This is a genomic window from Shewanella fodinae (assembly GCF_014651955.1).
In the GTDB taxonomy this organism is placed as follows: domain Bacteria; phylum Pseudomonadota; class Gammaproteobacteria; order Enterobacterales; family Shewanellaceae; genus Shewanella; species Shewanella fodinae.
In genome coordinates this window covers 98,693-125,192 of sequence record NZ_BMXW01000006.1, presented here as the reverse complement: position 1 = coordinate 125,192, position 26,500 = coordinate 98,693, and the positions used below count along the sequence as shown (strand labels likewise).

The following is a 26,500-nucleotide window of genomic DNA, read 5'->3' as shown; positions in this document are numbered from 1 at the left end:
GTGTTGCCTGTAAATTAAGTTGGTGGACGTCCTCATTTTTCGACAATTTTCATGGATTAATCCCTCTTGAGCCATTTGTGAGTTTAGATTTTGCACAAATCGCGCGATTTAATTAAATTGACCATTTCGTGCGATACATTATAATCTGACTGGGTACTCAACCGGGAATTGACCATGCATACATTGACAGCGAATGATGCCAAACGAAATTTTGGCGAACTACTGCTGAGCGCACAACGCGAGCCTGTAAAAATCAGCAAAAACAGTAAAGATGCTGTGGTGGTAATGTCGATTCGAGACTTTGAAGCGCTGGAAGCGATGAAAGCTGAATACCTTAAGCACTGCTTCACAGCAGCGAAGGAAGAGTTAAATAATGGCAATGCTGTTGATGGCGAAAATTTCCTGAATTCGCTGTAATTCACTGATGCAAAATAACAAATACAAGCTAAGTAGCTTAGCGCAGTCGCACTTGCGCAAAGTAAAAAGTTACACTGTTGAAAATTTTTCAGAGTTGCAATGGCGTACCTACAAAGACACTTTGTTATCAGGGTTGCAAATGTTAGCCGACAACCCGGGCGTAGGCATAAGCTGTAACGAGATCTACCCCGATGGCTTTTACTTCCCCATTGGCAAACATACGGTTTACTTCACCAAAGAAGACGGCTTTATCTTGATCGTGGCGGTTTTAGGTCAGCCACAACTACCCCAGAATCATCTGAAGTAACGCTATTTCACCCAAGAAAACATGTAGAAAAGCATGACAGGCATCAACTTGGACCATTCCAGCAGAAGGGAGAAATGGAGCAATAGCTGTTCAATGTTTGCTGAATCCATTCAACTTCATGTTTTCCAGAGGGTGTTGGTGGATGACTGCATGGATAGAAAAAGCGGTGCTCACTTAAAACGCCGCTTTTTAGGCTATCGATTGTACGGTCAGATCGCTACTGATTGAGGTGCGTCTGGGTGAGCAATGCTTTATGTTCAAACTCAACAAATCCATCTTCAATGGCCGGTAAGATGGCGATAACATTGAAATAAGGTGTTGTGTATATTTTGCTGTCTCTTAGCTGTTCCATCATGAAATAGTAATGTTGAATGTTATCGGTTTCGCACATCATGATATCGCTACAAAACGTGGTGAAGGCTTCTGCATCAAACAGTCGAATATGTACGTCTGGATACTTGGCAAAGACTTCGCGTTTTAGTTGGTCAAAATAAGCGTTGCGGTCACGTCTATCTAATTGCAGCCATTCCTTTCTAGCATTTAAATGTACAAAAAAAGTATAGGTTCTAGCCATGTTTGTTTTCCTTCAATTCTGGTTTCGGCGGTAAATATAGAATACGATTAAACATTCGCGTTTTATATTCGCATTCCGAGATAAGCCAGTGAACTCAAAGGTAATAGATTGTATTGTAAGTAGAAAACTACCAAGACAAGGGCGTTCAAAGACACTCGTTGCTGCGATACTAGAAGCTGCTATTCATGTTTTAGCCGATGGCGGCATTCGGGGATTTACCACCGCCAGAGTGGCTGAAAAGGCGGGAATTAGCGTTGGCTCACTTTATCAGTACTTCCCAAATAAGGCCGCCATTCTGTTTCAATTACAAGTCAACGAATGGCGAAAAACTCAGCAACTTATTGAAACTATATTGGCCGACATGACCAAGCCACCACGAGAGAAATTAGAGACGGCTATTCGTTCATTCATACAGTCAGAATGTGATGAATCGAGTATTCGCAAAGCTTTGGGGGATGCATCGCCCTTTTACCGAAATACCCCTGAATTCGCTGTTGCGAAATCCGATACAAAAATTAATCTCGTACAATTTATCAGCGAGTTTCTGCCTGATGCTTCCGATGAAACATTGGTTTTTGTTGAAGATTTACTACTCAGAGTGGTTACCAGCTTCGGCAAACAATTTTCTGAGGAAAGCAAAACAGACGCGGATATCAAACGTTATAGCGCAGCGCTAGCCAATATGTTAGCTATGCAGATTGAGACTTATAAGTAATACAACGTCTCTATTACATTTCGCTATCGCCAAGTGCCACATCAATAGTATTGGAGCCGCGAGCATTGGGCGCACATATCGATAAGCGCTTTATCAAAGACGGCATTTATCAAACCATTGCGGCAGAGCCGATATTGCGCGCTGGTGGTCCAGCGAGCTATTTTGGTATTAGCGTGGCGACCGCATTTGAGATGGTGCGGCCGTCAGTTACCAAGTAGATAAGTGGAGGTCATTTTGGCATCAGGTTGGGCACAAGATGGGGCTGAGCAACAGCAGATAGACAGCACTGTTGAAGATGCACTTGCTCGGGTGCGAGGCGAGCTTCCCAAAGGCGAAAGCCTGACAGAGTGTGAAGAGTGTGGCGAAACGATCCCAGAGGCGCGGCGTTTGGCGATTCCTGGCGTGCGTTTGTGCGTGAATTGTCAGGCGTTGGAAGACAAGCGACGCCAAGCATTTGCCGGATATAACCGTCGAGGTTCTAAAGATAGCCAGTTACGTTGATGCTGGCAAAAAGCCGGACAGCAAGTCCAGCTTTTCGCGTTAATGCTGATTATTTGTCCATCGTCACCGGGCCATTGATATCGTCGAAATGTACATCGCCGGAGCCAGCGCTGATGATATTTAACCCTTGTGTATGACGGACATTGATGTCCCCGGAACCATCGTCAATGGTGACAATGCCGTTTACATTGGTAACAGTCAGTGAGCCGGAGCCATCATCAATGCGGACATCACCACCCACGTCACGGATATCGATGTCACCCGAGCCATCATCCAGACGAATTTTACCGCTGACATTTGCCAGTGTCACACTGCCGGAACCATCTTGAATATCCAGATCGTGACCACCGCGAATAGTCAACTCACCTGAGCCATCTACGACCTTGATATTGGCCGTCATATCGCGGATTTCCAAAGGACCAGAGCCATCGGTCACATCCAGCATCAGCGCGGCGGGCACAGTAACGCGCAGGTTGATATAAGGCGAACGATGGCTGAAGGAAACATGGTTGGCAAATTTTGCAGTCAACACTGCACGTGAGCCTTGCTGTTCCAGCGTCAGAATGGCGGGCACATCGGCATATTCATACACATCCGCTTCTACCTTGATCTGCTGTTGGTCAGCAACACCGACGATAACCAGCTCACCTGCGCCAGTGTCGGCCTGCAGTTGGCTGATATTGGTGCTATCCAGTACCAAGCTGCGGTGACCATAATTCAGTGGCTCGCTGTGGGCGCCATTTACATAGAAAACACAGCCAGTGAGTGGCAGCATGCAAACAAGTGCTAGCAAAGTTGAGCGTACAAACATAATTTTTGTGTCCTTAACGGTAAGCGTCAGTGATTGCAGAAGACTGAACATTGGGTGTTATTAATGTAGTCACAGTGTAAGCAGATGTTGTGCCATAAATAATTTTAATTAATAATCAATGAGATATAGATTTTAGATGAACGAATTAAATAACAAGATGGCAATTTTCATTATTAAACGGTGAGTTTCGCTAACGGTCACAGTTCCACCATTGTATTCGTCCAGCACATGGGCATTGGCAGCGGTTTCCAATAAAAAATTCTCTCGTTGTCAGGCGGGGGCTACTACACTAGAAATGGTGATAAATTCGCCATTACCTCTTATTTTTCGTCAGAAATTACCACTGCGCTGTTAACAGGGAGTGTCTACAGTATGAAAAGAGCCTTGTATCAGAATCCCCATCTGCTGCGGTTACACTGGCGCCGTGGCACCCTGACATATCTGTTGGCGTTGCTGATCATTGGCATTTTGGCGTTACTGTCACACTACTTAGTACAACGCATTGTTAATCAACAGGAAGCTAGTGCCCGCGTGGTGAACCTCGCCGGTCGTCAACGTATGCTATCGCAACGTATTACGCTGTTTGCCGGGCAATTGTTGGCGGAAAAAGATCAACGATCGCCAACTCTGTTCCCGGGGGAATACCTTGATGCGATAGCTACTATGAACAAGGTTCATCAGGCGCTGATGCATGGCTCGGTATCGATGGCGATTCCGGCTCCAAGTTCAAAGGCTATACAGCAGATCTTTCATCAACCGCCCGTAGATCTCGACCAGCGCTTGCAAGCGTTTTTTCGTTTGGCAAAGCAGGTCGTGGATCAATCGCTGACCCTGCCGGAAAGGGAACAAGCGTATTTGCAGCTGCGGGCATCCGCGCGTTATGACATCCTCAACTCACTGGATACCCTGGTGTTGCAATTCCAACAAGACAGCGAAGCCGCCATTGTGAAATTACAGCGCTATAACCGTCTGTCATTGATCGGGATGCTAAGCACTCTATTGTTAGAGGCGTTGTTTATTTTTCGGCCGCTGTTGGTTTCCTTATACCGCCGCGAGAAACAGTATCTGCAGTTGCTGCGAAAAATGGATAGCGAAATTGCCCATCGGGTACGTTTTCAAGCATTTAACGACCCGCTGACATGCTTGCCAAATCGATTGTCGATGTTAGAAAAAATCCAGACATGCGTTGATTTAGCGCAAAAAAATAAAAGTGCCTTGGTCGTTATTTCGGTGGGGTTGGATCGCTTCAAGGATATCAACAATAGCCTTGGACATGATAAAGGGGATGAATTACTCGTCGGCATCGCTACGCGCTTAGAAACCCTGGTGAAGCAGTATCGCGGCTTTCTTGGCCGCATCACCGGCGACGAGTTTGCCATTGTATTAGACCAACGTAAGGATAATCTCGAGCTGGTACAACTGATGCGGGAACTGCTGCAGGCCGTGGCCGCACCGTTTGAAGGTGACGGTTTTTGTGTGCAGGTTACCGCTTCTCTGGGGTTGGCTTTTTATGCCGATGATGGTGCCAGTGCCCGCAGTCTGCTGATGCATGCCAACCAAGCGATGCGTATTGCCAAAGATGAAGGCGGGCGGTGTTTCCGTTTCTTCCAGCCGATGATGACCTCCAAAATGACCCGACGTATTCAGTTGGATCAAGAGCTGCGACAAGCGATGACTGACTGCGCGCAACTAATGTTGTTCTATCAGCCAAAGGTGGATCTGCGCGATGGGCGGATTTGTGGCGTGGAAGCGTTGTTGCGTTGGAAGCATCCGCAACAGGGCATGATTTCTCCGGCGGAATTTATTCCCATCGCAGAAGATTCTGGACTGATAGTAGAGTTAGGTGATTGGGTGATGGTTCGGGCACTGGAGCAACTGGCACAGTGGCAGCAACAGGGGATGGCGGTCGATGTTGCTATCAATGTATCGGTCAAACAGTTGTTGCGCAGTAACATCAGCGAGCGTATCCAGACCTTAGCACAGCAGTTAGGCGTCGCATCACAACATGTCCAGTTAGAGATCACCGAAAACAATATCATGGACAATATGAGTCGCATTATGCCGCAGCTGCAAGCGCTGACGCAGCAAGGATTTACCTTGGCTATCGATGACTTTGGCACCGGCCATTCCAGTCTGTCTCGGTTACGAGATTTACCGATGAAGGTGCTGAAAATTGATAAATCTTTTGTCGCAAACGCCCTGCGTGATCAGAAAGATGTGCAACTGGTTGAGGCAATTATAGAAATTGGCCATATTCTGAACCGGACTATCATCGCGGAGGGGATTGAAACTGCGGAACAGATGGCATTGTTGCAGCAACTGGGCTGCGAAGAAGGACAAGGATATTTGTTTGCCAGACCGATGGCGGCGGAACAGTTGGAGCCGTTGTTAAGGCAGGGCACCATTGATATTCGTCACGAGGCTATGGCTTGACAGCTGCCATAGCCAGAATCTCCGCCGTCAGAGCTGATCTGTATCGGCAACAATAACGCGGTTCCGTCCCAAGTGTTTGGCGTCATACAGTGCTTTGTCTACCTGTCGCAAAATCACTTGATAATCGGGATGGCCATTAAACAATGCCAGGCCAGAGCTGACGGTAATTTGGATCCGCTCACCGTTTGGCAACATAAAGTTTTCAGCGGACACTTTATTACGCATATTTTCGGCAATCGCTCGGGCGTTGTGTTTGTTCACATCAACCAGCACCACCATGAATTCCTCGCCCCCCAGACGAAAGACAAAATCACCGGCACGCGAATTGCTCACCAGAAAACCGCTCAGTTGCTGTAATACACTGTCTCCGGCCTCATGACCGTAAGAGTCATTGACCTCTTTAAAGTAGTCGATATCCAGTGACAACAATGCGAACTGACTGTGATTGCGGCGGGCGTGGGTAATTTCACGGCTTAGTACTGTCGGTAAGAATTTGCGATTCAGCAGCTTGGTCAGGACATCCCGACCGCTTTCCAGCTCCGAGCTTTTGGCAAAAATATCATCCAGCAGGAATTTGATCCGTTTGGTTTCGTCTCGTACCTTGCGTAAGCTCTGGATCCTGGTGTCAGCAGGCCCTTGCTGCATATCTGCTAGCAGTTGTTCATCAACGATGTTTATACGTTTGTCAATGAGCTGGGTTTCCGGGTAGTCTTGAAATGCATGCGCCCCTTTGTGTGTAAACCATAAACCAAATTCAGAAGTGGACAGCGCTGGCAGTTCGGCATTGGGATTGCCAAGGGTACACTCAAACATCAAGCGATTTTCCCAGTCCAGCAATGCCCCTTTCTGCTTTTCGCGTTCAGTCGACAGGTTCTGAGAGATAGAGAACAGCCGGTATACCTCATCAGAGCGGGTGTTGCGGTCGTAAGAGCTGGCATAGGCTTGCGCCATGACTTCCATAGAGACATCAAGGGTATCGCAAAAATGCTGCAAGCACTCATGCTGTTGCTCCGCGGTCAATGGCTCTTGCTGCAACAACTCACCGTAGTGCTGTTTCAGGTAGCGCGCACCACGCAGTACCAAGTGCATGGGGATTTTGATACGGGCGTGAATTTCACCGACTTTTACCTGCAGGGCTACCGCTGCTGCGAGATCATACTGCTCATCAATATCAAACAGCGTGACCAGCCATTGCTGTAAAGAACCATGTAAACGTGTTTTCACTTGATCGTGGGAAAGAAAGATCGACGCATCTTCAGCTCCCAACATATGGGCATAGAATTGCGTCGCCAGTTCACCACTATGGTTGGCAACAAGTTGTCGATTTAGTTGAATACTCTGTGGATTTATTCCGGAAATCAAAGTATTCCAGTCATTAGCAACTTTACTGCTGGTTGTGCCGCTCATAATATTCCCTGGCTATAGACATTATCCGGCGGCAAAGCTAGCAAGATTACTGCTGAAAGTCCAAAGAAATGCTTGAATATTCACCAGCACAGCATCACCAGTTCAACAGATAAAAAGCCAGCAGACTGAGTACAACTGCACTGAGCATATGCCTGACAAAGTAGGCGATAATCACCGAGACGAGCGCGCCCCAGAGATAAGGATTATCTGGAAAATGCCGTAGTTCTCCATTATCCAGTAAGATCACCGGCGCGCAGATGGCAATCAACAAGCAAGGGGCGGAATAAGATAGCGCTTCCCGCACTAATGTGGGAATACGCAGTGGCAACCGGGGTTCTAGAAACAGGTAACGGTTAAAAAATACGATGAACGCTAACAGCAGCAGTAGCCACCAACTCATGTTGTTGTCTCCCCGGATTTTCTCGTCAGATGCGCTACCGCGACCGCAAACATCATTCCGGCAATGCCAGCGATCACGATAGCGCCTTCCACTTGCGCTAGTGACAGAGCGGCGGACAGCAGCAACGAGCACAGCACACCTGCCAGAGTGCTAAGGCTCTTTATCATTGGCACCACGATAGTAATAAAGGTGGCGATGATGGAAAAATCCAGATGGTACTTTGCCAGATCGGGTACTGATGCCGCGAGCCAAATACCTAAGGCACTGACAATTACCCAAAACAGATAGAACGTCAGTCCGGCTCCTATCAGGTAGCTGACCGTCAGCGCCTGTTCGCGGACCTTTGGCACACTCAGCGCAAACAGCTCATCGGTTAGCAAGAAGCCGATCGGCAGGCGGTACTTGAGTTTCAGTTGGGTGACAAATTCACGCAATGTCAGCCCATAGATAAAATGCTGCGATGTTAAAAAGAAGATGGTGATAATAATGCTGAAAACATTGGCGCCAGAGATCAGCATGCTCAAGGTGACCAGTTGCGCTGCTCCGGCAAAGATAATCGCCGACATCCCCAGACTCTGCCACACATCTAGCCCAGATTGAATCGCCATTGACCCAGCAAGGAGCCCCCACGGCAGGACCGCCAGACACAAGGGAATAATGTCGATTGCGCCCTTAAAAAACTGGGCTCGTTGTCCTCGTAGCGAATGCGCCGAAGCTGGCTGCAGGTGTTCGAAATTATTCATGATGTTTGTTAGTTACGCGCACTGTGTATGGTGTTGCTTATATGTAAAAATTGAGATTAGCGTTATAGCATGAAGCCGCTGATGTCGGCACGAATTTGTTATGGGCGCGGTAGTAATCATCGCTAGTCTCTCTCAGCCGTTTTTTGTACAGCAGATGAAATAATGTATTGATGAAATTTTTTGGATGAAACTACCGATTTTTTATTGGCGTAGCGTATTAACACTATAAAAATCAATTAAGAAGATAATATTTTATGTAGTTTGGTCAGTTTTTTAATCCGTGTTTATACAACGGCTTCAACAGTGATGCGACGGGTGATTGACTGTTGGTACGCTGGTGGAATAATGCGCGCACTTTGATTGCGACACCTTCTGTGGTTTTATCCCATGTCCATTTATACCCGCCCCGTGCTGTTGCTGCTCAGTGGCTTGCTGTTGCTGACCTTGGCGATTGCAGTACTGAATACCCTAGTACCTTTATGGTTGGCGCACGAGAACCTGGCGACTTGGCAGGTAGGTATGGTGAGCTCCTCCTATTTTGCTGGTAATTTGCTGGGCACGGTGTTGGCTGGGCACTTTATCAGTCGTTTTGGGTTTAATCGCAGTTATTACATTGCCACCGTTTTGTTCGCGTTGGGCTGCGTAGGCCTTGGACTGATGGTCGGTTTCTACAGCTGGTTTATCTGGCGTTTTATTGCCGGTATCGGCTGCGCCATGATTTGGGTGGTGGTGGAAAGTGCATTGATGTGCAGTGGCACGTCAAGCAATCGCGGCCGATTGTTGGCGGCCTATATGATGGTGTATTACTTTGGCACCGTTGCCGGACAATTGCTGCTGACCAAGTTACCCACAGCATTGATGAGCGTGCTGCCATGGGCTTTGGTGTTGGTCCTCTGTTCAGTGTTGCCCTTGCTGTTTACCCGGATTGTTAACACCCAGGAACAACCACAACAGAGTCCTCAGGTCTTGCCTATGCTGAAATTACGACAGGCGCGGCTCGGTGTCCACGGTTGCCTGATCTCTGGCGTAGTGTTGGGGTCGTTATACGGATTGATGCCACTGTACCTGAATCATCTGGGCATGACTGATGCCAGTGTCGGTTTCTGGATGGCATTACTGGTCAGTGCCGGTATTGTCGGACAGTGGCCAGTAGGACGGCTTGCTGACCGCTACGGTCGATTAATGGTGTTGCGGGTTCAGGTGTTTGTGGTGATCCTTGGGTCATTGGCGATGCTGGTGCATGCGGCATTGACTCCAGCTTTGTTTATTCTCGGCGCAGCCGGCTTCACTTTGTATCCGGTCGCTATGGCATGGGCCTGCGAAAAAGTACCGCATCAGCAGTTGGTTTCCATGAATCAGGCGCTGCTGCTCAGTTATACCGTGGGGAGTCTGATTGGCCCGTCAATGATCGCGTTGTTGATGCAGCAGTATTCAGATAGTCTGCTGTTCCTGACCATGGCGAGCGTGTCATTTATCTACCTGTTGATGTTGCTGCGGAAACCAGGGCAACATCCCAATCCAGTGGCGCATGCCTGATAAGCGTTGGGGTTGAGCTTACAGTTCACTCCAGCGTCGTAACAGGTTGTGATAGATACCGCTGAGATTAAAGATCTGCTGCGCATCGGCCTGCTGTGCTGTGAGCGTTTGAATCGATTGATCGAGTTGAAACAGTATCCGTCGTTGTCCTTCATCGCGGATCATGCTTTGCAGCCACATAAAGGCGGAGGTGCGCTCGCCAGCGGTGACAGGGGTTACCTGATGCAGGCTTGTGGAAGGATAGAGCACCAGCGATCCGGCGCTGAGCTTCACCCTTTGCTGACCATAGGTATCCTGGATCACCAATTCCCCGCCTTCATAACTGTCTGGCTCGCTGAGAAATAGTGTGGCAGACAAGTCTGTCCGCACCATGCCATTTTCTGTTGCACGAATCGCATTGTCGATGTGATAACCAAAGGTTTGCCCGCCTTGATAGCGGTTGAACAGTGGTGGGTAAAACTCTAGGGGTAACGCGGCAGACACAAATAAAGGGTGTGCCAGCAGTCGATCCATTATCAATTGCCCTAACGCTTGTGCAACGGGGTCATCTTTGCTCAGTTGCTGGTTGCGTTTGCGGGTTGCCGCCAACTCGCCAGAGGTTTGATTACCGTCAATCCAAGGGCGTTCGTCCAGTTGTTGTCTGAGTTGCAGGACTTCATCGTTGGAAAAAACCTGTGGGATTTCAATTAACATCATTAGGCTCCGTCAGCCAGGTGGTAAAGATGGCTTTCCCGTAGGAAAGCCTTGGTTTTCAAGATATTAAAAATGCACTTCAGCACTCAGCATGGCCAAGCGACCGGGAGCCACGTTGGCAAAATGGGACGCATAGGCTTTGTCGTAGTAACGCTTATCCGTGAGATTCTGTACATTGAATCTGAGCGTGAGGTAATCGTTGACCCGGTAAGATGACATCATGTCGAAGCGCCAGTAGGACGGGATCCACAAGGTGTTAGCGGTATTGCCATAGACTTTACTCATGTAGTAAGCCCCAGCCCCTGCCGTTAGCTGCTCGGTAATATCATAAGTGCTGAACAGACTAACACTGTGCTTGGCGGTATTGGGGAAACGGTTACCGTCATATGCAGTGTTGTAGCCGTTACTTTCTAAAGTGGCATCCAGATAGGTATAGCCGCCAAAACCGTGCCAGTGGCGCATGATGTCACCGGAAAATCCGACTTCAAACCCCTTGACCTTCTGTTTCCCAACGTTGGCCTGTGGCGCATTACGACCCGCTTCGGTGGCTACTCGGGCGTTGTTCTTTTCTATCTGAAACAGCGAGCCATTCAATGATAGGCGGCCATGGAACAGTTCCCATTTGCTGCCTATTTCATAACTTTTGGTATCTTCTGGCTGCAAATCATCATTGTTATCGCCAAGTTGATCACTGCCATCGCCGTTTGACGTGCCTGGTGGGTTAGATGAAGTTCCCCACGCCGCATAAATACTGCCGTTTTCGGCAGGTTTATACAGCACCGACAACTGATAATTGAAGAAATCACTGTTGTTATTCAGTGTCGCCGTAGAGGACTCACTGCTGGTGTCGTAATCATCCCAACGGATACCGCCATTGATGAACCAGGCATCACTCAGCTCTAGGGTGTTAAAAGCATAAAGTGAACGGGTGTCGGTTTCTGTCACTGTCGTGGCGCTACTCAGACTGATAGTGCCAACCCAGGGATCGTGCGGATTTGGATCTGATAACAAGGTGCAGTTATAGCTGTCCAACATCGCTTCATCGCAGCCCGCGTTGCGACCATTACCCGTGTCGACGCTGTAGCTGCGGTTGCTGGTGCGTTCATTGCTCAATTCGGTGCCCACGGCAAAACGATTGGGCATCCCCGCTAAGGTGACTTCGCCGCTCAATTGCAGCTGTGTGGCGAGCGTTTTGGTTGCAGAATGGCGTGATTTGGTATTACGCCACACATAACCATTGGCAACATTACCGGCGCTGTCATCTGGGTTGGTGACGATATAGTGGTTAGTGTTGCGGCTGTATACTGAGGTCGAATTAAAGTGCAGGGTATCGCTAAAATCGTGATTGATAATCACTGAAGCCGTATCATCACCATTGTCTCGAAAATCGCGATTCAACAGACCATAGAAATTATCTTCATCGACCTTAGCCGGACGGCCAGAACTCTGATCATAGGGGATGCCATAATCGGGGATGTCGTGGCTTTCAAAATGGTAATACTCCAACGTCACCTGGGTGGCGGTAGTCAGACCGAAGGTTAACGAAGGTGCAACCCCCCAACGGTTACCTGATACTTGGTCACGTCCAGGAGTGTCAGCATCATGGCTCATCATATTGATACGGAACGCGGCTTCATCGCTAAGCTCTTTGTTTACATCCAACGTGCCACGCTTGAGCGCATCGGTGCCCAGGGTCACATCGGCAGTGATGAAGTCGCCGGCGCGGGCTTTCTTGGTGACAATATTGATGCTGCCGCCTACTGCTCCGCGACCGTTATAGACAGAACTTGGGCCTTTTAGCACTTCGATCTGCTCGATGTTAAAGGTTTCGCGATTCTGTGAGCCAACGTCGCGCATCCCGTTGATAAAGGTTGACGATTGGGCATCATAGCCACGGATAAATGGCCGATCGCCGTAAGGATTACCTCCCTCCCCAGTGCCCAAGGTAATCCCTGGTGTCGCACGTAGCGCATCGCTAAAACTTTCAGCGCCCATATCTTTCATTAGATCTTGATTGATTACTGTCACGGTTTTGGCGCTATTAAGCAGATCTTCCGTGAACTTGCCAGATTGTACCCGGCGGGTGTTATAGCCTTGGTAGTCACCATTAACTTCGATGTGTTCAAGCTTCTTGTCACCTTGATGTCGATGGCTTTTATGGTGTTCTTTCGATTTATCTTCGCTGTAGTGTGGTTCGGTTTGAACCTGCGATTGTTCAGCGGCAAGGACCGGAAGCGCTGAAATTGCCATTCCTAAGGTTAAAGATCCCAAAACCTGGGTGCCGAGTCGAATCCTTCCATTGCGGCGTTGTGCTGTTGTCATTGCAAAATTCCCAATTAGATGTGTTATCAGCGGCAGTTCATCTGCTGCGCTTTTAGCACCAGCTAATATAGAGATTTGTAAATATGAGATCAAGAACGATTATCATTTAGATTATAAATTGATGTGGGTCATGTTTTTCCTGTGGCATTTATGATGGGACTGTCGAATGAGGAAGCTTGTGTTTACGGCATAAAAATGCCCGGAAGTTCCGGGCATCGCATTCAGGGTATTGCTGTCGATAGCGATTAAGGGGTATAGATATTGTCGAGCATCCGGGCCAGCCGCACCGCGCCTTTTTCGATACGTAGCTCAATCACTGGACCATATTTTTCAACGTAAGCTTGCCCTAGAATTTCATGGGGTTGATAACCCGCGTAAATATCCCGCGTCAGCGTGAGCGATTCATCGCCCCATTGTTCTGGTGTGCCGCTAGCATCCGCTTTATTGGCCAGTTTGGCTAAGCGGTCACCAAAGCCTTTCCAATCATCACCTACCATATGTTCAATGATGCCGTAATCGAAAATGCCATGCAGATTAGCGGGTTGCCCGAAAAAGGTCACTTCCGTCTTATTACCACCCCAGTCATCGGCATAACTGACATGTAATGGTTGGTGCAAATCACCTACGAAATGCGCTAGGAAGAATAACGCTTGCCAGTCCTGCGGATTTTTCTGCAGTTTGGCTTGCTGCTCGGCAATAGCACTTAACACACAACCTTTGCTGCAGTCGGCATCATGCAGGTCTTTTTCATTACGGGTGACGTTGATGTAATGCAGGTGCTTTGACCAATCCCACTGGTGATCCTTTTTGATATCGTCTGCCCAAGTACAGGCTTCAGCGAATGAATGATAATCGCCCTGTTTGGCGGCAACGGCATCCAGTGCTTTCTGGGTCGCAGGTGAGGTCAAATCATAGGCGGCTTCACAAAAGGCCTTGTGGCCGGTAAAACCCCAGGCGTGTACCTGGCTGGAGAGGACTAACAACAATAAGCCACAATAACGATACATAATGCTTCTCCTATTTTTGGGGGAGCCATTGTAACGGCCGCAGCCGTTTGGGCGAAGTACACAACACAGGCTGTTACAAAGTCGGTTGCAGAATACTGCAGCTGTGATCCTGCAGTTCTTCGGCAGAGGCATTGTTAGCAGTGAGCCAGTTGGCTTTGATAGCCATCAGCACCAACTGTCCGTTGGGCAGGTTAGCCAACGCCAGACCGTAATGTCCCATGTCGTCGGCAGCCTCAGGAAGTTCTTGCGCTAGGCGGATAAACACACTCTCATCCTGTAACTGCTGTGGCGTCAGGGTTCGCAACAAATAGTCACTGGGTCCCAGTTCATGCTGTTGCCACTGTGACGTAAGCGTTGGTGTCAGGCTATCCAGTTGTTGTCTTACATCCTGTCGTAGGCAAGAGATGTGAATATGCAGCTGGTTCTGGGTGCGGCCATAAGCGGAGTTGATCGCCAACGACAATGCACGGTCGGGAACAGTCCGTTGCTGTTGCGCCATCAGCTCGATTGCTAAGGCTCGCTGTTGCCAAGCGATAGCGAAGAAATTGGGGGTCAGCGGTTGCAACAGTTCAGGACTTTCTACTCCCGAGATCTTATCTACAGGCATCAGCAGATATTGCAAAATGCCATGTCGGTCTTTAAGCGTGACGTAGCCTTTGGATTCATTCACTTCGCTGCACGGTGCGGGTTTACCGTGCTCTTCCATATCAGGCACACAGCGCTCGCTGATTAAGTGCCACAGGGCATCGGGATTATGGGCTGGCGTTTGCCAAAAATAAGTGGCCGTAGCAGCGGCAACCAATATCAATACCGCAAACACTAGCAGGAATTTTCTCGGTGTTCTGACCATGGAGGGTTCCAGAGTAACAGTTAAAACTGGGTTAAGTTAAAAGTCGGCTATTGTAGCGACCAACGTTAAAAAGAAAATGGCTGGCGCTGCAAGTCTTATAAAGACAGCAGCGCTAAGGTTAAAACTAGCGGCAGTTGTTAGTGGCTGAACGCCAATTCTGGATGGATCACCAATGCCCGATACGATGCCTGTTGTTGTGTGGTAGCGAGCATATCCAGTTCTACGGCGATCTGCTGCGTGCCGTATTTCACTTCGACTAATCTGGGTTCGGTCAGTTCCTGCTCCAGTAATTTTCCGGTGGCGAAAAAAATTAGCATGCTGTCAGTGTCCGGTTGATAACGGACAATGGATGTCACTGGGCTGTACCAGTCATAGCCTTTATCTTTACCAAATTCCCAGCGCTGTTGGACGGTGAGTTTTTGCTCGTCAATCTGGTACTCCACCGCGCGGCTGTATTTCTGATTGGCAAAAAACGGCTGAGCGAGATGGCGGCCATCACCGTTATCAAACAAGGTGAGCGTACCTTTTTGTGGCACTAGGTAGGCGGCATGTTGGGCATAACCAAAATCAAAATCGCTGTGTTGACACACCCCATTTTCGTCACAGTCCAGCGGTTTGCCATCGGTATTCACGGGTGTTAGTAGTTTGCTTGCCAGTTGGCTGTTCCAGCCTTTGCGTGGTGCCAGAATCCATTTCACCTGCTTATCTCGGCCGATTTTAAACACTCCTTGATGGCGCGATGAGATGATAATGGTATCGTCACTGGCATCATACTCGACCGAATTGACATGCGCCCAATTGCGGCCGGTACCAACGCCCATGTGATCACCAAAGGGCGCATCAGGCTCTAGCTCGTTGCCTTTGGCTTGCAGATCGACATTCAGGCATACGGCACGCGGATCCAAGGCCTTCATCAGACTGTCCCGTAACGGGTCGAGGATGCGGTTAAGGTCCCAGACATCGACCAGACGGCCATATTCATCGACTTCCAGAATTTGGTCGCGGACGGTATTCACCACTTTTCCGTCAGGACGATGATAGTTTTGTTTGGCTGCCCGTAATAGATAGTGGCCATTTGGCAGGGCCTTCATGTCGTGTGACAGGTCGATGTACCCCTTGGGTAACCAGCGTTCAAATACCATGCGTCCTAGCAAGTCCATACGGTAATAGCGTTGCCCTTGCAAAAATATTATGTCGCCGTTAGCAACTTGATGGACGCCCATCAGAATACCGCGTTTGCCAACATCTTGCTGATCATGAATTTTATGCGGGTCGAGATACCAGCGAACTTCGCCCTGGGTATCGGTAATGAAATCCAGTGGCCAACGATCCCACTCTAGTGCGCCACCATTAGTCCACTGCATTGATTCTGAATGCTGATCGGCGACCAGATGGTTTATCCAGTACAAACGTTGTTTAAAGCCTTTGGCAACGGTGACCGGTTTGATAGTCGGAAAGGCCTCCACCGCATTATCCACGCTGATCCCTTGCAACGGTTGAGTGAAGATGTTGTAGGTTTCGTCGACCTTGTTCCCTGCTAATGTATAACGTAGCTGCACCCGATTCTGGTAATTGGCATATAGCCCAAACACCGGCACTCCGTCATAAGTCAGTAGCTGGCTGTGACCGACACGGTAGTGAATAGCAACGCCCGCTTTGCCCTTGCCTAAGACGGTCACCTCCATGTCGGTAGGCTGTTTTCCTGCCAAGCCGATAATCGCGGTCAGCGGTGCATAACCGTAAGGATTGACGCTGACCAGCCCCAACTGACCTTGTGCTGGTCGACTGATTTTCATTACCGAGGCGGTCGCAGGGGTGGTAACGGTGGCGATAGACGTAATGGTCAATGCGAGCAGCAGTGTCGCGATGAAAGACTTATGCATCCTTTCTCTCCCAGAATAGCTAAAGGACACAAGACTGCAGTCTGGCACTGCTTTTGGGTAGCGAGAGGATCACAAAAGCAATATTTATATGGTGTTACGATGGTCAGTCAGGTGCTTAATGCAGCGAGAGACTGACCGTTGCTTTAAGTCCAGATGGCTGATTAGGCTGCAATAACAGGTTGCCGCCATAGGCGGTCGCCAGCGAATGGGTGATGGCGAGTCCCAAGCCCACATTGGAGCTGTCAGTGTCACGTGCCTCGCTGAGGCGGGTAAACGGTTTTAAGACTTCTTGCAGCTTATCGGCGGGAATACCCACGCCATTATCGGCGACACAGATATGTAATTGCTTATGATCTTGCACTAATGCCAGCGTTATCTGCGCATTGTTTCCAGCGTACTGAATAGCATTATTGATCAGGTTTTCGGTCATACGGCGCACGCTAACCGGCGGAATATTGCCAGTTAAGCCGGGTTGTGGCTGGTAGTGGATTTCGACCCCTTTCTCATCGTATTCATCGACAATCGTCTGCAACAGACTATCAATGTTGGTCATTTGCCTTGGCTCTCGGTTGCTATCGTTTTTAGCAAAACGCATGGTCGCCGTCAGCATTTTCTCCATAGTGCTGATGGTCCGCAGCAGTTGCTGTTTATCTTCACTCTCTTCAATGAATTCTGCCCGCAACCGCAGGCTGGTCAGCGGTGTACGTAAATCGTGAGAGATTGCCGCGAGCAACTGCGTGCGCTCTTTGATGTAATCAGTCAGTTGCCGTTGCATATCATTGAAGGCATTAATAGTTGGTAACAGATCGCGCGGCACCTGACTATTCACTTCCTGCACCTGTTTATTACGGGCAAAGGCTAATGCGGCGCTGCCTAACTGCGCAATCGGCGTCAAAGCCCGGCGGATAACCAGCAGTGACAACAATATGGTCAACAGCATGACACTCGCCAGCGCGATCAGCACACTGTTGGACCAATGGGTAATATCGGTTTCCATGCCAGAAGAAAAGTTCAGCCACTGTCCAGAAGCGAGTTTTACCGAGCCATCAATGGTGGCACTGTAATTAAGATTACGTCCTCGGCCTGCAAATGGTGCTCCGTTACGGCCAGGTTTGGTCGATGCGCCACGCATCATGTCGCCGTTATTCATCATCCCCCGCATGCCTTCCATGTTGTGTCTGGAAAGATCCATCAACGGCCTTTGTGATTGTGAAATCAGCGTCAGGTTGGCTTCTGTAATGCCGGCAGCGGCCAACTGTTGGATAAATCGTCGACTCATGTTGTCGGTTTGGCTGGCGGCGGTGACACGTGGTGTGTCGGTCAATGACAGTTGTAAATCAGAACTGCTACTGGCGTTGAGGATGGACTGGTGCAACGATTGCGGGGTTTGTTGCAGTGTGTCTGCCACCGCAATCACTCGCTGTACTGCGCCGGATACAGACAACTGGTTGAGCCGTTGTGATTTATCGTATGACAACAGAAACAGCGTCAGTAAAAAACTCAAGGCAAAACCAATCAGGATCACCAACCCTATCTGGTAAATCAGCGGTTGCCGTTGATACCAGTTAACCATGGCTGACCTCACAACTGAGCTGATAACCGCCGCCCCAGATGGTTTTAATTAATCTGGGCTGTTTCGGATCCGGCTCGATTTTCTTACGTAACCGGCTGATCAGCGTGTCGATGGCACGGTCATAAACATCGGCACCGCGACCTTGTACCAGGCGCAGAATATCTTCCCGGCTCAGTACCACATTGGGATGGGCTAAAAATGCCAACAACAGCGTAAACTCGGTCGATGTCAAGGCGACCAATGCGCCCTGAGGATCTTGCAGTTCGCGAGAAAGGGTATTGAGTTGCCAATCGGCGAACCGATATAACGTTGGGCTGGTACTTAACTGTTCATCTAGGGTAGGGATGGCAAAATGGCGCCGCAGTACAGATTTGATCCGTGCCAACAGTTCACGTGGGTTGAACGGTTTAGGAACATAGTCATCAGCCCCCACTTCCAGACCAACAATACGGTCAATCTCTTCCCCCAGCGCTGTCAGCATGATGATGGGTACGTTGCTGGTGCTGCGAATTTCGCGGCAGAGGGTGATACCGTCTTTCCCTGGCAACATTAAGTCGAGGATAATCAGATCAAAACGCTGGGTCGCCATCAATTTTTCCATCGCTGCCCCATCGGCCGCTGTGCTTACCCGCAGGCCGTGCTGTTGCAGGAAGCGCTGCAGCAAATCGCGAATATCTTTGTGGTCATCCACGACAAGTATCTGATAAGCCCGTTCCATTTCAACCCCTTATAAAGCCCCTTGGTCATTACTATATACAGATTGCGCAGGAAAGTGTGGCAAAGTTTGTCAGCGCTATAGATTGTGACTGTTTGTCAGAAAAGAAGGGAATTGCGACACACATCGGCTGCGGGTTCTTGCTGTAATAAAGGCGTACACAGCAATAGGAGAATTAACATGAAAACTTTTATTAAAGCAGCTTTGATGGTTAGCGCGCTGGTAATTTCTGCCGGTGCATCTGCTCACTACTGGGGTTATGGTTTTGGCATGATGAACAGCAATAACCCGCAGTATAAGACCATGCAGGCGTTGCATCAGAATCCAGAGGCGATGCAAAAATGGCGCGACAGCATGCGCAATGATCCTCAGGCGCGGCAGCAGTGGATGCAGCAAATGCACGCTAACGGCGGTCGTGGTCAGCATTTTTTCATGCGTGGCAGCTGTGGTGGTACCCCGGCGTTTATGGGCCGAGGCATGAGATGGCAGGCACAACCAGGTAATGCATCAGCGCCTGCTCCAGCCCCCAAAGTGGTGAAATAAAGGTAAGTTGTCAGTGAAAATCAGGGCCTGCTGGCCCTGACTTTTTACACTATTAGCGATCATGAACTGTGATATGTTGTCAGCCCAAAGTGCTGGTTACCAGGCTTGTTCCAAGATCTGGCGGCTGACTGCTGGCGTGATTGCTTGGTGCTCTCCCAGTTTTACCATACGATGGGCTTCCAAGGCAGAGATGATATCGTCGATATCAGCTTTTGCCACATCGTAATCCCGGAGCCGGGTTTTAATGCCCAGGCTTTCAAAAAATTCACGGGTTTTGGCAATTGCGGCATCAATACGCTCTGCATCGCTGCCCGTTGTAATATTCCAAACGCGCTCAGCATATTGCAGTAATTTTGTGTGTTTCTGCTCGCGGCATACCTGCCACAATGATGGCATGACAATCGCCAATGTTTGTGCATGATCAATCCCAAAACGGGCAGTCAGTTCATGACCTATCATATGAGTTGCCCAGTCTTGCGGTACCCCGGTGCCTATGAGGCCGTTAAGGGCGTTGGTGGCGGCCCACACCAGATTGGCGCGCGCATCATAATCCTGTGGCTGTGCTACAGTGATCGGCCCCACTTCAATCAGCGTCTGCAGCAATCCTTCGGCAAAGCGATCCTGCACTTTTGCTTCAGCAGCATAAGTCACGTACTGCTCGCATACATGGACAAAAGCATCGACTACGCCATTTGCGACTTGGATTTTTGGCAGCGTGAAAGTCAGACTCGGATCGAGTACTGAAAATTGCGGATAGCACTGCGCATGATTGATACCAAATTTGCCTTTGGGATGGCTGACCACCGCAAAAGCATTCATCTCTGAACCTGTGGCGGGCAACGTTGCAACAGTGGCTAGCGGCAGTATCTTACTGCTGTCAACGGCGGCGGTGCCGTTCCACAGTAAGGTGGCTGCGTCACCTGCAAAATGGGTCGCTAGCGCCACAAACTTAGTACCATCCATTACCGAACCACCGCCAACAGCTAGCAGGAAATCGATGTTTTCTGCTTTTGCTAAGGCAGCGGCACGCATCAATGTTTCATAACGTGGATTGGCTTCTATCCCGCCAAACTCGAACTGTTGGCGAGTACCCAGTGCCTGCTTGACCGCCTCAAGGGTGCCAAATTTTTTAACGCTGCCACCGCCGTACAACACCAATACCCGCGCTTGCGGTGGTATCAGCTTGTCGATTTCGGCAATGCGGTCTTTACCAAAGACGATATGAGTAGGATTACGATAATCAAAGTTAAACATGGACACAGTCTCCATTTGCCAAGCATAGTTCAATGGTTGCCATAGTAATCCTCTGCCAGCGAAGCGCCATACCCATTGCTGGCCAATTTATGCCTATTCCTGCTTCATACTGTAAAATAGTGGTCATTTGATGGTTAAATACTGCTGATTTCTGCAAATAAGGATTAATTGATGTCTGAAATAGCGCGTCTGATGGCGGCACTTGCCCCCAAGAGCGGTACTTTTGCTACCGTCATTCCGGGGATCCGTATTTTCCGCGCTGACAGCTATCGCAGCCGCCGCCCTATGTATTATTGGCAAGGCATCATGATTGTGGGGCAGGGGCGCAAGCGATTATTCATCGAAGACAACGTATTGGAATATAACCCTCAGCAGCCATTGGTGATGACGGTGCCAATGCCGGTTGAATGTGAAACCTTTGCCTCAGCCGATGAGCCTACTCTAGTGATGATGGTGGATATTGATGCGCAGCAGCTCAGCCACGTGATCCACCAATTAAGCCAGCATTATCGGTTACCGGTTACTCAGGATATGAGTCGTCAACCCGGAGTTTTTCTCACCCAAAATAGTGAGTTGCTCAACTGTTGTATTGAACGATTGTTGTGCGCATTGCAGTCGCCATTGGAAGCAGCAGTGCTGGGGGATGGCATAGTGCAGGAACTGCTATTCCGTATTTTGCTGAGCGAGAATGCGGCTCCGCTGTATGCGCTGGCCTCAGCACATAGTCGTCTGGCGCGGATCGACAAAGCGCTACAGTTCATGCACCGACATTACAGCGATACCGTTGAAGTGGAACATTTGGCGGAGTTGGTCAATATGAGCAGCTCGGCATTTCACCGTTGTTTCCGCGAAGTAACCGCGTCATCGCCGATCCAATATCTGAAGAAGTTGCGCTTAAATCGGGCACGGGAGTTGTTGCTGCAAGGGGCGCGGGTAAAGCAAGCGGCGGCAGGGGTCGGGTATGAGAGCGCTGCGCAATTTAGCCGTGAATTCAAACGTTATTTCAATCAGAGTCCCGGCAACTATGCCAGGACTCCCGAAGAATTTCAGTAAACAGACAAGCGTGAAGCAGGCGTTGCCGAATTTTGTTTATCGATGATAGCCCAGATGCTATCTGCAGGACCATTAACTGTCCGTTGTTGCGTCAGACGCGCACTGTAGAGAAAGCCGAAAGCGAATAACAGTGCCACTAAATCTACCATCAGGGTGGTCAGTGTGTGCGGTGCCCAAATGCCTAATGACGGCGCATAAGTTGCCAGCACGGATGTTAGTGGCATGGCGATACAAGCGAGCGCGCCTATCCGCAGCAGATGAATGGCAGCACGGGCGGCACCACGCCAAAAACTGTACAATACCGCGGCGGCAAAACACAGATAGTAACTCCACAGATAACTGTGATTGATGTTGGTGACCCAGCTATACAGCCATTTCCCTAACAACATGGTGATTGCCACCGCAACCATTGCCCCAAGGCAACAGCCAACGGTTGCCGCTGCCATCAACCGCACCTTTCGTGGCTGCTGTGGCAATTCCGCGCCTTTTTGTTGCTGGCGGCGTTTTTCCAGCCACAGCAGGTTGCCACTGTAAAACAGCATGGCGCCACTGAGTCCCATAAAAAAGTAGAGCCAACGTCCTGGCATACCGCCAAAACTGCCAAAATGTAGTCCGAAGAATACCGCAACGATACGGCCCCAAGTGCCAGCTGCCGTTGGCGAGAAGGTACTGAACTGAGTTTCCAGTGAATAGGGTTGTAACGACAAAAAGTCAGCCAAAGGGCCTCGCATCAACGCTTGCTCATTGTACATTTCAATCCGCACGGCAGGGCGTGGAGTATCTAGCCCCATAAACGTGAGTGTACGCGCCTCATATCCTGGCGCATGTTGATTAGCGGTGGCAATGATTTCACGAATGGGGGGCAAATGGGTAATGTTCAGTGGTTGTACTAGCGGTGCACCGCGGCTGAAGCCGGGTGTCTTACCATACACAAACTCTCCCAGCGCATCGTAAAAGGCATCGTGAAAGGCAAACACCACGACCGTAATCGCAATGACAATATGAAAGGGTAATGCGGTGATCCCTAACAGGTTATGACTGTCTAGCCAGAATCGGCTTGGCCCCTTCTTTTGTCGCAATGCAAATAGGGTTTTAACCAAGGTTGGCAGCAGAAAGATGACGCCGGAAACCAGCGCCATAAAATACAGTATCGAGGCCACCCCCATCACCAGTACGCCTAGTTGTTCATGTCCCAAATTCCCGGGGATACCTGCCGTGCGATGTAATTGATCGATCAAGGTACCGAGTTGGCTTGGCTGCACTTTCTGGGTCAATAACTGACCATGTTCATCCAATGTTGCTTGCCATTGTTCAGCATTTAGATTCAGTCCTCGGCCACCACCATGACTATACCAAGTCAGCGGTGCATGCTTGTCATCCTCCAGATGCAAGGTAAAGCCTTTAGCAATCTCGGGATGTTGCTCCAATGCCTGCTGCAACAGCTCATCGGCCTGAGCCGTGGCGATTTGCGGCAATATGCTGGTAGGCGGTGATGCCCAGGCAGACAGTTGTGGCTTGAACATTGTCAGTGCCCCAGCGAAGAAGCAGATAAATAGTAAGATACCAGCTGTAATGCCAGTCCAAAGATGCACTTTCTGATAGATCCTTAGGATATCACTGCGGATTTGCATGGTTTACCTCAACAACAGCAGCAGGCCCCAGGCCAGCAGGTTGGCACCACCGAGCCACAGCAATGCCCGACGGGTGGAATGGAACAAATAGACAAAGCTGAGCACGCTTAACCAGATGGGGGCTAGCAGCCACATGTTGAACTGATATTTATCTTGGGCATCAATGCCTCCAGGGCCGAACCAAGCAAAGCAACCCACCAGTGCCAGCGCTAGGGCGAATCCCAGGAATAGGCCGCAAACGGTTTTACCAAACCAGTCAGGCTGGATTTTACTGCGCTCATTCATTTCAGCGGACTCCCGCGTAACAGCGATAAAAACGGAATCCATCCTAATAAGCTGCCCAGCAATAACAGCCACAGAAAAACTGCGGCTGTTGTACTTAGTAACAGGTTCCAACCTACTAATGCCGCCAGCAACAGCGCATAAGACAGGTAACGGTAGGGTGCCACGGGTAAGGGCGTGTGGAGCAAGGCTTGTTGTTTACTGCTCAGATACAGCAGTGTACTTGCTACCAACATGGTAAGAATTAGGGCGCTATACCACATGAAAATTCCTTATAAAGTGTGGGCATCAGCAACTTAAGAATGAAGAAATGAGCCGCAAAATAACATAATCACATTCAATATCAAATGATATTTATTATCATTTGTATTATTAAGTTTGGCAATTGTGATGTGTGCAGGAATTCACGCATGATAGTGAGGTTTGGCTGGACAAAATGGCCGCTGAGTATCCGGCGGCCACGTTTACATTGCGGAGAACGTGATCACCAGCGACTGTCTCGCTCGCAGGGGATCCCGTCATGGTCGCCATCCATTTTGACATTAGGACAGTGGCGCAGGAAAAACTCGGCTTCTGCTCGAGAACGCATCTGTGAACAGTATTGGCGGCCATCACATTTAAATTGAGGAGGGACTTCGGGTAGCCGTTCCTCGATACTGTCTATCACAGTCGGCTGCCATTCTGGTGATGCTACAACCTTGTCTTCGTGGCCCGCTAATCGCTGCCAGATCATCCAGCAGGCATAGGCAAAAATCAGATAGAACAACAACCGTTTCACTATTTCTCTCCTTGTGACAGTGAAAACTCATACGACGCTAGCTTAGCATCTGCTGAAAAATATCCAATGTCAGTGACAAAAGGTTTTCCTGTGCTGCCAGCTTGGGTATGCTGCATGCCGTGAAGTTCAGGAGAACAGCAATGGAGCAAACCGCATTAGTGTTGGAAGGTGGTGGACTGCGGGCAATGTATACGGCGGGAGTACTGGATAGCTTTATGGCTGCCGGACTAACTTTCCCATATCTGGTCGGTGTCTCGGCGGGGGCGATTTATCCGGCATCTTATCTGTCACGGCAAGCTGGACGTAACCTGCAAATTCAGCAAGGTTTCCTTAATGATAAACGTTACATGGGGCTGAGCCATTGGTTGCGCCGCGGTAATTATATCAACGTGGATTTTGCCTACCGTCGTATGGCAAATGAGTTAATCCCATTTGACTTCGAAAACTTCCTAAACAGCGGTTCAGAGTTCAAAGTGGGGGCATTCAACTGTGTCACAGGTAACACCGAATTCTTTGGCATGGCTGATTTCCATGATCATCAGCGATTGCTGGATGTCTTGATTGCATCCTCCAGTTTGCCTTTTATATCGCACCCAATGCTGATTAATGACATACCTTATCTGGATGGTGGCATTGCCGATGCCATTCCGATAAAGCAGGCGCAGGCTGATGGTTTCAGTAAACAGCTAGTGATCCTGACGCAGGATGCTGCGTACCGCAAATCGCCCTTCAAGCCGACTTGGTTGGCAAAGTGGGTGTACCGAGATTATCCCGAGGTCGCTAAAGCGTTAATGGTACGGCATCAGCGCTACAACCAGGCGTTACAACAGTTACAGCAGGCGTTGCAGGCTGGCACGGCGCTGGTGATCCAGCCCAAAGCGCCATTGGGGCTGTCGCGCTTGGAGCGTAATATCGACAAAGTGGCGGCGGTTTATCATTTAGGACGCAGCGATGGTGCGGCACAATTGCCTCGCGTACAAGCGTTTCTACAATCTGCTGATTAAGTGTTTTCCAGAGGAAATATGGCCAATATTCTACTGATAGCCAATCTAAATTGTGACCGTATTCTGTTGCTCAACAAAGCGTTACGAACCGGCGGACGCTTTCATTATCAAGACGGCGGTCGGCGCTTGGGTGGCGGTGGCGCCAATACTGGGATCGGACTGGAATGGGCCGGACATAAAGTGGCCTTGGTGAGTCAGGTCGGTCACGATGAGTTAGGAGATTGGGTACTGGCCGAAGCGGGTATGCAAGGACTGGATTGCCGGCGGGTACAACGACATGACGGAAGTACCAGTGAAATCTTGTTGGTGATGACGCCTGATGGCGAACGCACCATTATCCGACCACAACGGCCCACATTTCAGTTAGCCGCTCCGCCACGCTGGCAAGAGTGGGACGCGCTGTATCTTAATACCTCCGCTGAAGGCGCGGTCAGTTGGGCGCATAGCGCTTTGGCACACACGCTGGTGGTGGCGCAGTTGGCGAAAGATGATCGACCGCGGCCCTGTCATGTGCTGCTGTCATCGCATTCCGATATGCATGAACGCACGTCATTAAACTATTGGCAGTTTGCCCAGCAGATTGCCGGTGATGAATTGCGCTATTTTATTGTGACTGAGGGCGAACAAGGGGCACGGCTATACAGTGCTGAAGGGGAAACACGTATTTCTGCCGTGACCGCTGCGGTGGTGGATACTACGGGTGCCGGTGATGTCTACGCTGCGGGGTTGATCCACGGTTTATTGTCGGGGTTGGAGATTACTGCTGCCATGGGCGAAGCCGCGGTGTGGGGGGCATATGCCGTGGCCTCGGAAACCTCAGTGCCCGGCATCGCCTTGCGGCAATATCTGCAGGATGCCAGCAGCGGATGTCACAAAAACACTATATAGACGTCATGTCGTTGTCATGCTGTCCCAATAATATTCGCTGCGAGTACTGAGAAAGTTTTCTGCATACTCTCCCTTCATTCTTCCTTTTAGATGGTTTTTTGGCCTCGCATGATGCGGGGCTTTATTTTTTGTCATACACCTGTCATGGCAATAGCGCATGATTAACGGCGTAACCCTCGT

Annotated in this window: 28 protein-coding genes; 11 read left to right on the top strand and 17 right to left on the bottom strand. The window is 49.6% G+C overall.

Annotation, left to right across the window (positions count from 1 at the left end; all coding sequences use genetic code 11):
• Positions 1–174 precede the first annotated feature (174 nt).
• Positions 175–417, top strand: coding sequence for a type II toxin-antitoxin system Phd/YefM family antitoxin (locus IE064_RS07590; protein ID WP_189617314.1), 243 nt, complete (start codon positions 175–177; stop codon positions 415–417).
• 7 nt (positions 418–424) lie between these two features.
• Entirely contained in the window at positions 425–724 is a 300-nt protein-coding gene (locus IE064_RS07585) for a type II toxin-antitoxin system RelE/ParE family toxin (RefSeq protein WP_189617313.1), read from the top strand.
• 217 nt (positions 725–941) lie between these two features.
• Here the strand turns inward: IE064_RS07585 and IE064_RS07580 are convergent, their stop codons facing one another.
• Entirely contained in the window at positions 942–1,298 is a 357-nt protein-coding gene (locus IE064_RS07580; protein WP_189617312.1) for a darcynin family protein, read from the bottom strand.
• An 88-nt stretch (positions 1,299–1,386) separates the two neighbouring features.
• Between IE064_RS07580 and IE064_RS07575 the strand changes: the two genes are divergently transcribed.
• From IE064_RS07575 to IE064_RS07565, 3 genes are all read left to right on the top strand, one after another.
• Positions 1,387–2,013 (top strand): TetR/AcrR family transcriptional regulator, encoded by a 627-nt coding sequence (locus IE064_RS07575; protein ID WP_189617311.1) that lies wholly within the window; start codon positions 1,387–1,389, stop codon positions 2,011–2,013.
• Between the two features lie 65 nt (positions 2,014–2,078).
• Positions 2,079–2,231: a hypothetical protein gene (locus tag IE064_RS07570; protein WP_189617310.1), complete on the top strand. Its 153-nt coding sequence runs from the start codon at positions 2,079–2,081 to the stop codon at positions 2,229–2,231.
• 16 nt (positions 2,232–2,247) lie between these two features.
• Positions 2,248–2,514 carry a DksA/TraR family C4-type zinc finger protein gene (locus IE064_RS07565; RefSeq protein WP_189617309.1) on the top strand — a complete coding sequence of 89 codons (267 nt, stop codon included), beginning with the start codon at positions 2,248–2,250 and terminating at the stop codon, positions 2,512–2,514.
• 49 nt (positions 2,515–2,563) lie between these two features.
• Here the strand turns inward: IE064_RS07565 and IE064_RS07560 are convergent, their stop codons facing one another.
• Positions 2,564–3,325: a DUF4097 family beta strand repeat-containing protein gene (locus IE064_RS07560; RefSeq protein ID WP_189617308.1), complete on the bottom strand. Its 762-nt coding sequence runs from the start codon at positions 3,323–3,325 to the stop codon at positions 2,564–2,566.
• A gap of 372 nt (positions 3,326–3,697) precedes the next feature.
• On the opposite strand from IE064_RS07560, the gene IE064_RS07555 reads away from it, so the two are divergent.
• Positions 3,698–5,758, top strand: a complete 2,061-nt coding sequence (locus IE064_RS07555) for a putative bifunctional diguanylate cyclase/phosphodiesterase (RefSeq protein ID WP_189617307.1) — start codon at positions 3,698–3,700, stop codon at positions 5,756–5,758.
• Between the two features lie 27 nt (positions 5,759–5,785).
• On the opposite strand, the gene IE064_RS07550 is transcribed toward IE064_RS07555, so the two are convergent.
• The 3 genes from IE064_RS07550 to IE064_RS07540 form a co-directional block, all read right to left on the bottom strand.
• Positions 5,786–7,165, bottom strand: coding sequence for a diguanylate cyclase (locus tag IE064_RS07550; RefSeq protein ID WP_189617306.1), 1,380 nt, complete (start codon positions 7,163–7,165; stop codon positions 5,786–5,788).
• Between the two features lie 94 nt (positions 7,166–7,259).
• On the bottom strand, positions 7,260–7,565 hold the full coding sequence (locus IE064_RS07545) for an AzlD domain-containing protein (RefSeq protein WP_189617305.1): 306 nt from the start codon (positions 7,563–7,565) through the stop codon (positions 7,260–7,262).
• Positions 7,562–8,308 carry an AzlC family ABC transporter permease gene (locus tag IE064_RS07540; protein ID WP_189617304.1) on the bottom strand — a complete coding sequence of 249 codons (747 nt, stop codon included), beginning with the start codon at positions 8,306–8,308 and terminating at the stop codon, positions 7,562–7,564. The genes IE064_RS07545 and IE064_RS07540 overlap by 4 nt, the downstream gene beginning before the upstream one ends.
• 387 nt (positions 8,309–8,695) lie before the next feature.
• On the opposite strand from IE064_RS07540, the gene IE064_RS07535 reads away from it, so the two are divergent.
• Positions 8,696–9,844, top strand: coding sequence for an MFS transporter (locus tag IE064_RS07535; protein WP_189617303.1), 1,149 nt, complete (start codon positions 8,696–8,698; stop codon positions 9,842–9,844).
• 18 nt (positions 9,845–9,862) lie between these two features.
• Here IE064_RS07535 and IE064_RS07530 read toward each other — a convergent pair whose 3' ends face one another.
• The 7 genes from IE064_RS07530 to IE064_RS07500 form a co-directional block, all read right to left on the bottom strand.
• Positions 9,863–10,537: a Fe2+-dependent dioxygenase gene (locus IE064_RS07530; RefSeq protein ID WP_189617377.1), complete on the bottom strand. Its 675-nt coding sequence runs from the start codon at positions 10,535–10,537 to the stop codon at positions 9,863–9,865.
• 66 nt (positions 10,538–10,603) lie between these two features.
• A complete protein-coding gene (locus tag IE064_RS07525; protein WP_189617302.1) occupies positions 10,604–12,859 on the bottom strand; it encodes a TonB-dependent receptor in 2,256 nt (751 codons plus the stop codon).
• Between the two features lie 245 nt (positions 12,860–13,104).
• Entirely contained in the window at positions 13,105–13,866 is a 762-nt protein-coding gene (locus IE064_RS07520; RefSeq protein ID WP_189617301.1) for a S1/P1 nuclease, read from the bottom strand.
• Between the two features lie 73 nt (positions 13,867–13,939).
• Entirely contained in the window at positions 13,940–14,716 is a 777-nt protein-coding gene (locus tag IE064_RS07515) for a CDP-diacylglycerol diphosphatase (RefSeq protein ID WP_189617300.1), read from the bottom strand.
• A 137-nt stretch (positions 14,717–14,853) separates the two neighbouring features.
• On the bottom strand, positions 14,854–16,599 hold the full coding sequence (locus IE064_RS07510; RefSeq protein WP_189617299.1) for an aryl-sulfate sulfotransferase: 1,746 nt from the start codon (positions 16,597–16,599) through the stop codon (positions 14,854–14,856).
• A gap of 115 nt (positions 16,600–16,714) precedes the next feature.
• Positions 16,715–18,172: a sensor histidine kinase gene (locus tag IE064_RS07505; protein WP_189617298.1), complete on the bottom strand. Its 1,458-nt coding sequence runs from the start codon at positions 18,170–18,172 to the stop codon at positions 16,715–16,717.
• The gene (locus IE064_RS07500) at positions 18,165–18,890 is read right to left on the bottom strand and encodes a response regulator (protein ID WP_189617297.1); all 726 of its coding nucleotides are present in this window, start codon (positions 18,888–18,890) and stop codon (positions 18,165–18,167) included. The genes IE064_RS07505 and IE064_RS07500 overlap by 8 nt, the downstream gene beginning before the upstream one ends.
• 177 nt (positions 18,891–19,067) lie before the next feature.
• Here IE064_RS07500 and IE064_RS07495 point away from each other — a divergent pair, with 177 nt between their 5' ends.
• Positions 19,068–19,430, top strand: a complete 363-nt coding sequence (locus IE064_RS07495) for a hypothetical protein (RefSeq protein WP_189617296.1) — start codon at positions 19,068–19,070, stop codon at positions 19,428–19,430.
• A 96-nt stretch (positions 19,431–19,526) separates the two neighbouring features.
• Here the strand turns inward: IE064_RS07495 and IE064_RS07490 are convergent, their stop codons facing one another.
• A complete protein-coding gene (locus IE064_RS07490; protein WP_189617295.1) occupies positions 19,527–20,684 on the bottom strand; it encodes an iron-containing alcohol dehydrogenase in 1,158 nt (385 codons plus the stop codon).
• A 171-nt stretch (positions 20,685–20,855) separates the two neighbouring features.
• On the opposite strand from IE064_RS07490, the gene IE064_RS07485 reads away from it, so the two are divergent.
• Positions 20,856–21,737: an AraC family transcriptional regulator gene (locus tag IE064_RS07485; protein WP_189617294.1), complete on the top strand. Its 882-nt coding sequence runs from the start codon at positions 20,856–20,858 to the stop codon at positions 21,735–21,737.
• Here the strand turns inward: IE064_RS07485 and IE064_RS07480 are convergent.
• The 4 genes from IE064_RS07480 to IE064_RS18295 form a co-directional block, all read right to left on the bottom strand.
• Positions 21,731–23,368: a PepSY-associated TM helix domain-containing protein gene (locus tag IE064_RS07480; RefSeq protein WP_189617293.1), complete on the bottom strand. Its 1,638-nt coding sequence runs from the start codon at positions 23,366–23,368 to the stop codon at positions 21,731–21,733. The two genes, IE064_RS07485 and IE064_RS07480, sit on opposite strands and share 7 nt — an antisense overlap.
• A 3-nt stretch (positions 23,369–23,371) precedes the next feature.
• Entirely contained in the window at positions 23,372–23,653 is a 282-nt protein-coding gene (locus IE064_RS07475; RefSeq protein WP_189617292.1) for a hypothetical protein, read from the bottom strand.
• Complete coding sequence (locus IE064_RS07470) at positions 23,650–23,913, bottom strand: hypothetical protein (RefSeq protein ID WP_189617291.1); 264 nt, start codon at positions 23,911–23,913, stop codon at positions 23,650–23,652. The genes IE064_RS07475 and IE064_RS07470 overlap by 4 nt, the downstream gene beginning before the upstream one ends.
• Before the next feature lie 221 nt (positions 23,914–24,134).
• Positions 24,135–24,428 carry an excalibur calcium-binding domain-containing protein gene (locus IE064_RS18295; RefSeq protein ID WP_229799904.1) on the bottom strand — a complete coding sequence of 98 codons (294 nt, stop codon included), beginning with the start codon at positions 24,426–24,428 and terminating at the stop codon, positions 24,135–24,137.
• Between the two features lie 140 nt (positions 24,429–24,568).
• Here IE064_RS18295 and IE064_RS07460 point away from each other — a divergent pair, with 140 nt between their 5' ends.
• Positions 24,569–25,432: a patatin-like phospholipase family protein gene (locus IE064_RS07460; RefSeq protein ID WP_189617290.1), complete on the top strand. Its 864-nt coding sequence runs from the start codon at positions 24,569–24,571 to the stop codon at positions 25,430–25,432.
• Positions 25,433–25,450: 18 nt separating this feature from the next.
• On the top strand, positions 25,451–26,320 hold the full coding sequence (locus IE064_RS07455; protein ID WP_133038193.1) for a PfkB family carbohydrate kinase: 870 nt from the start codon (positions 25,451–25,453) through the stop codon (positions 26,318–26,320).
• Positions 26,321–26,500 lie beyond the last annotated feature (180 nt).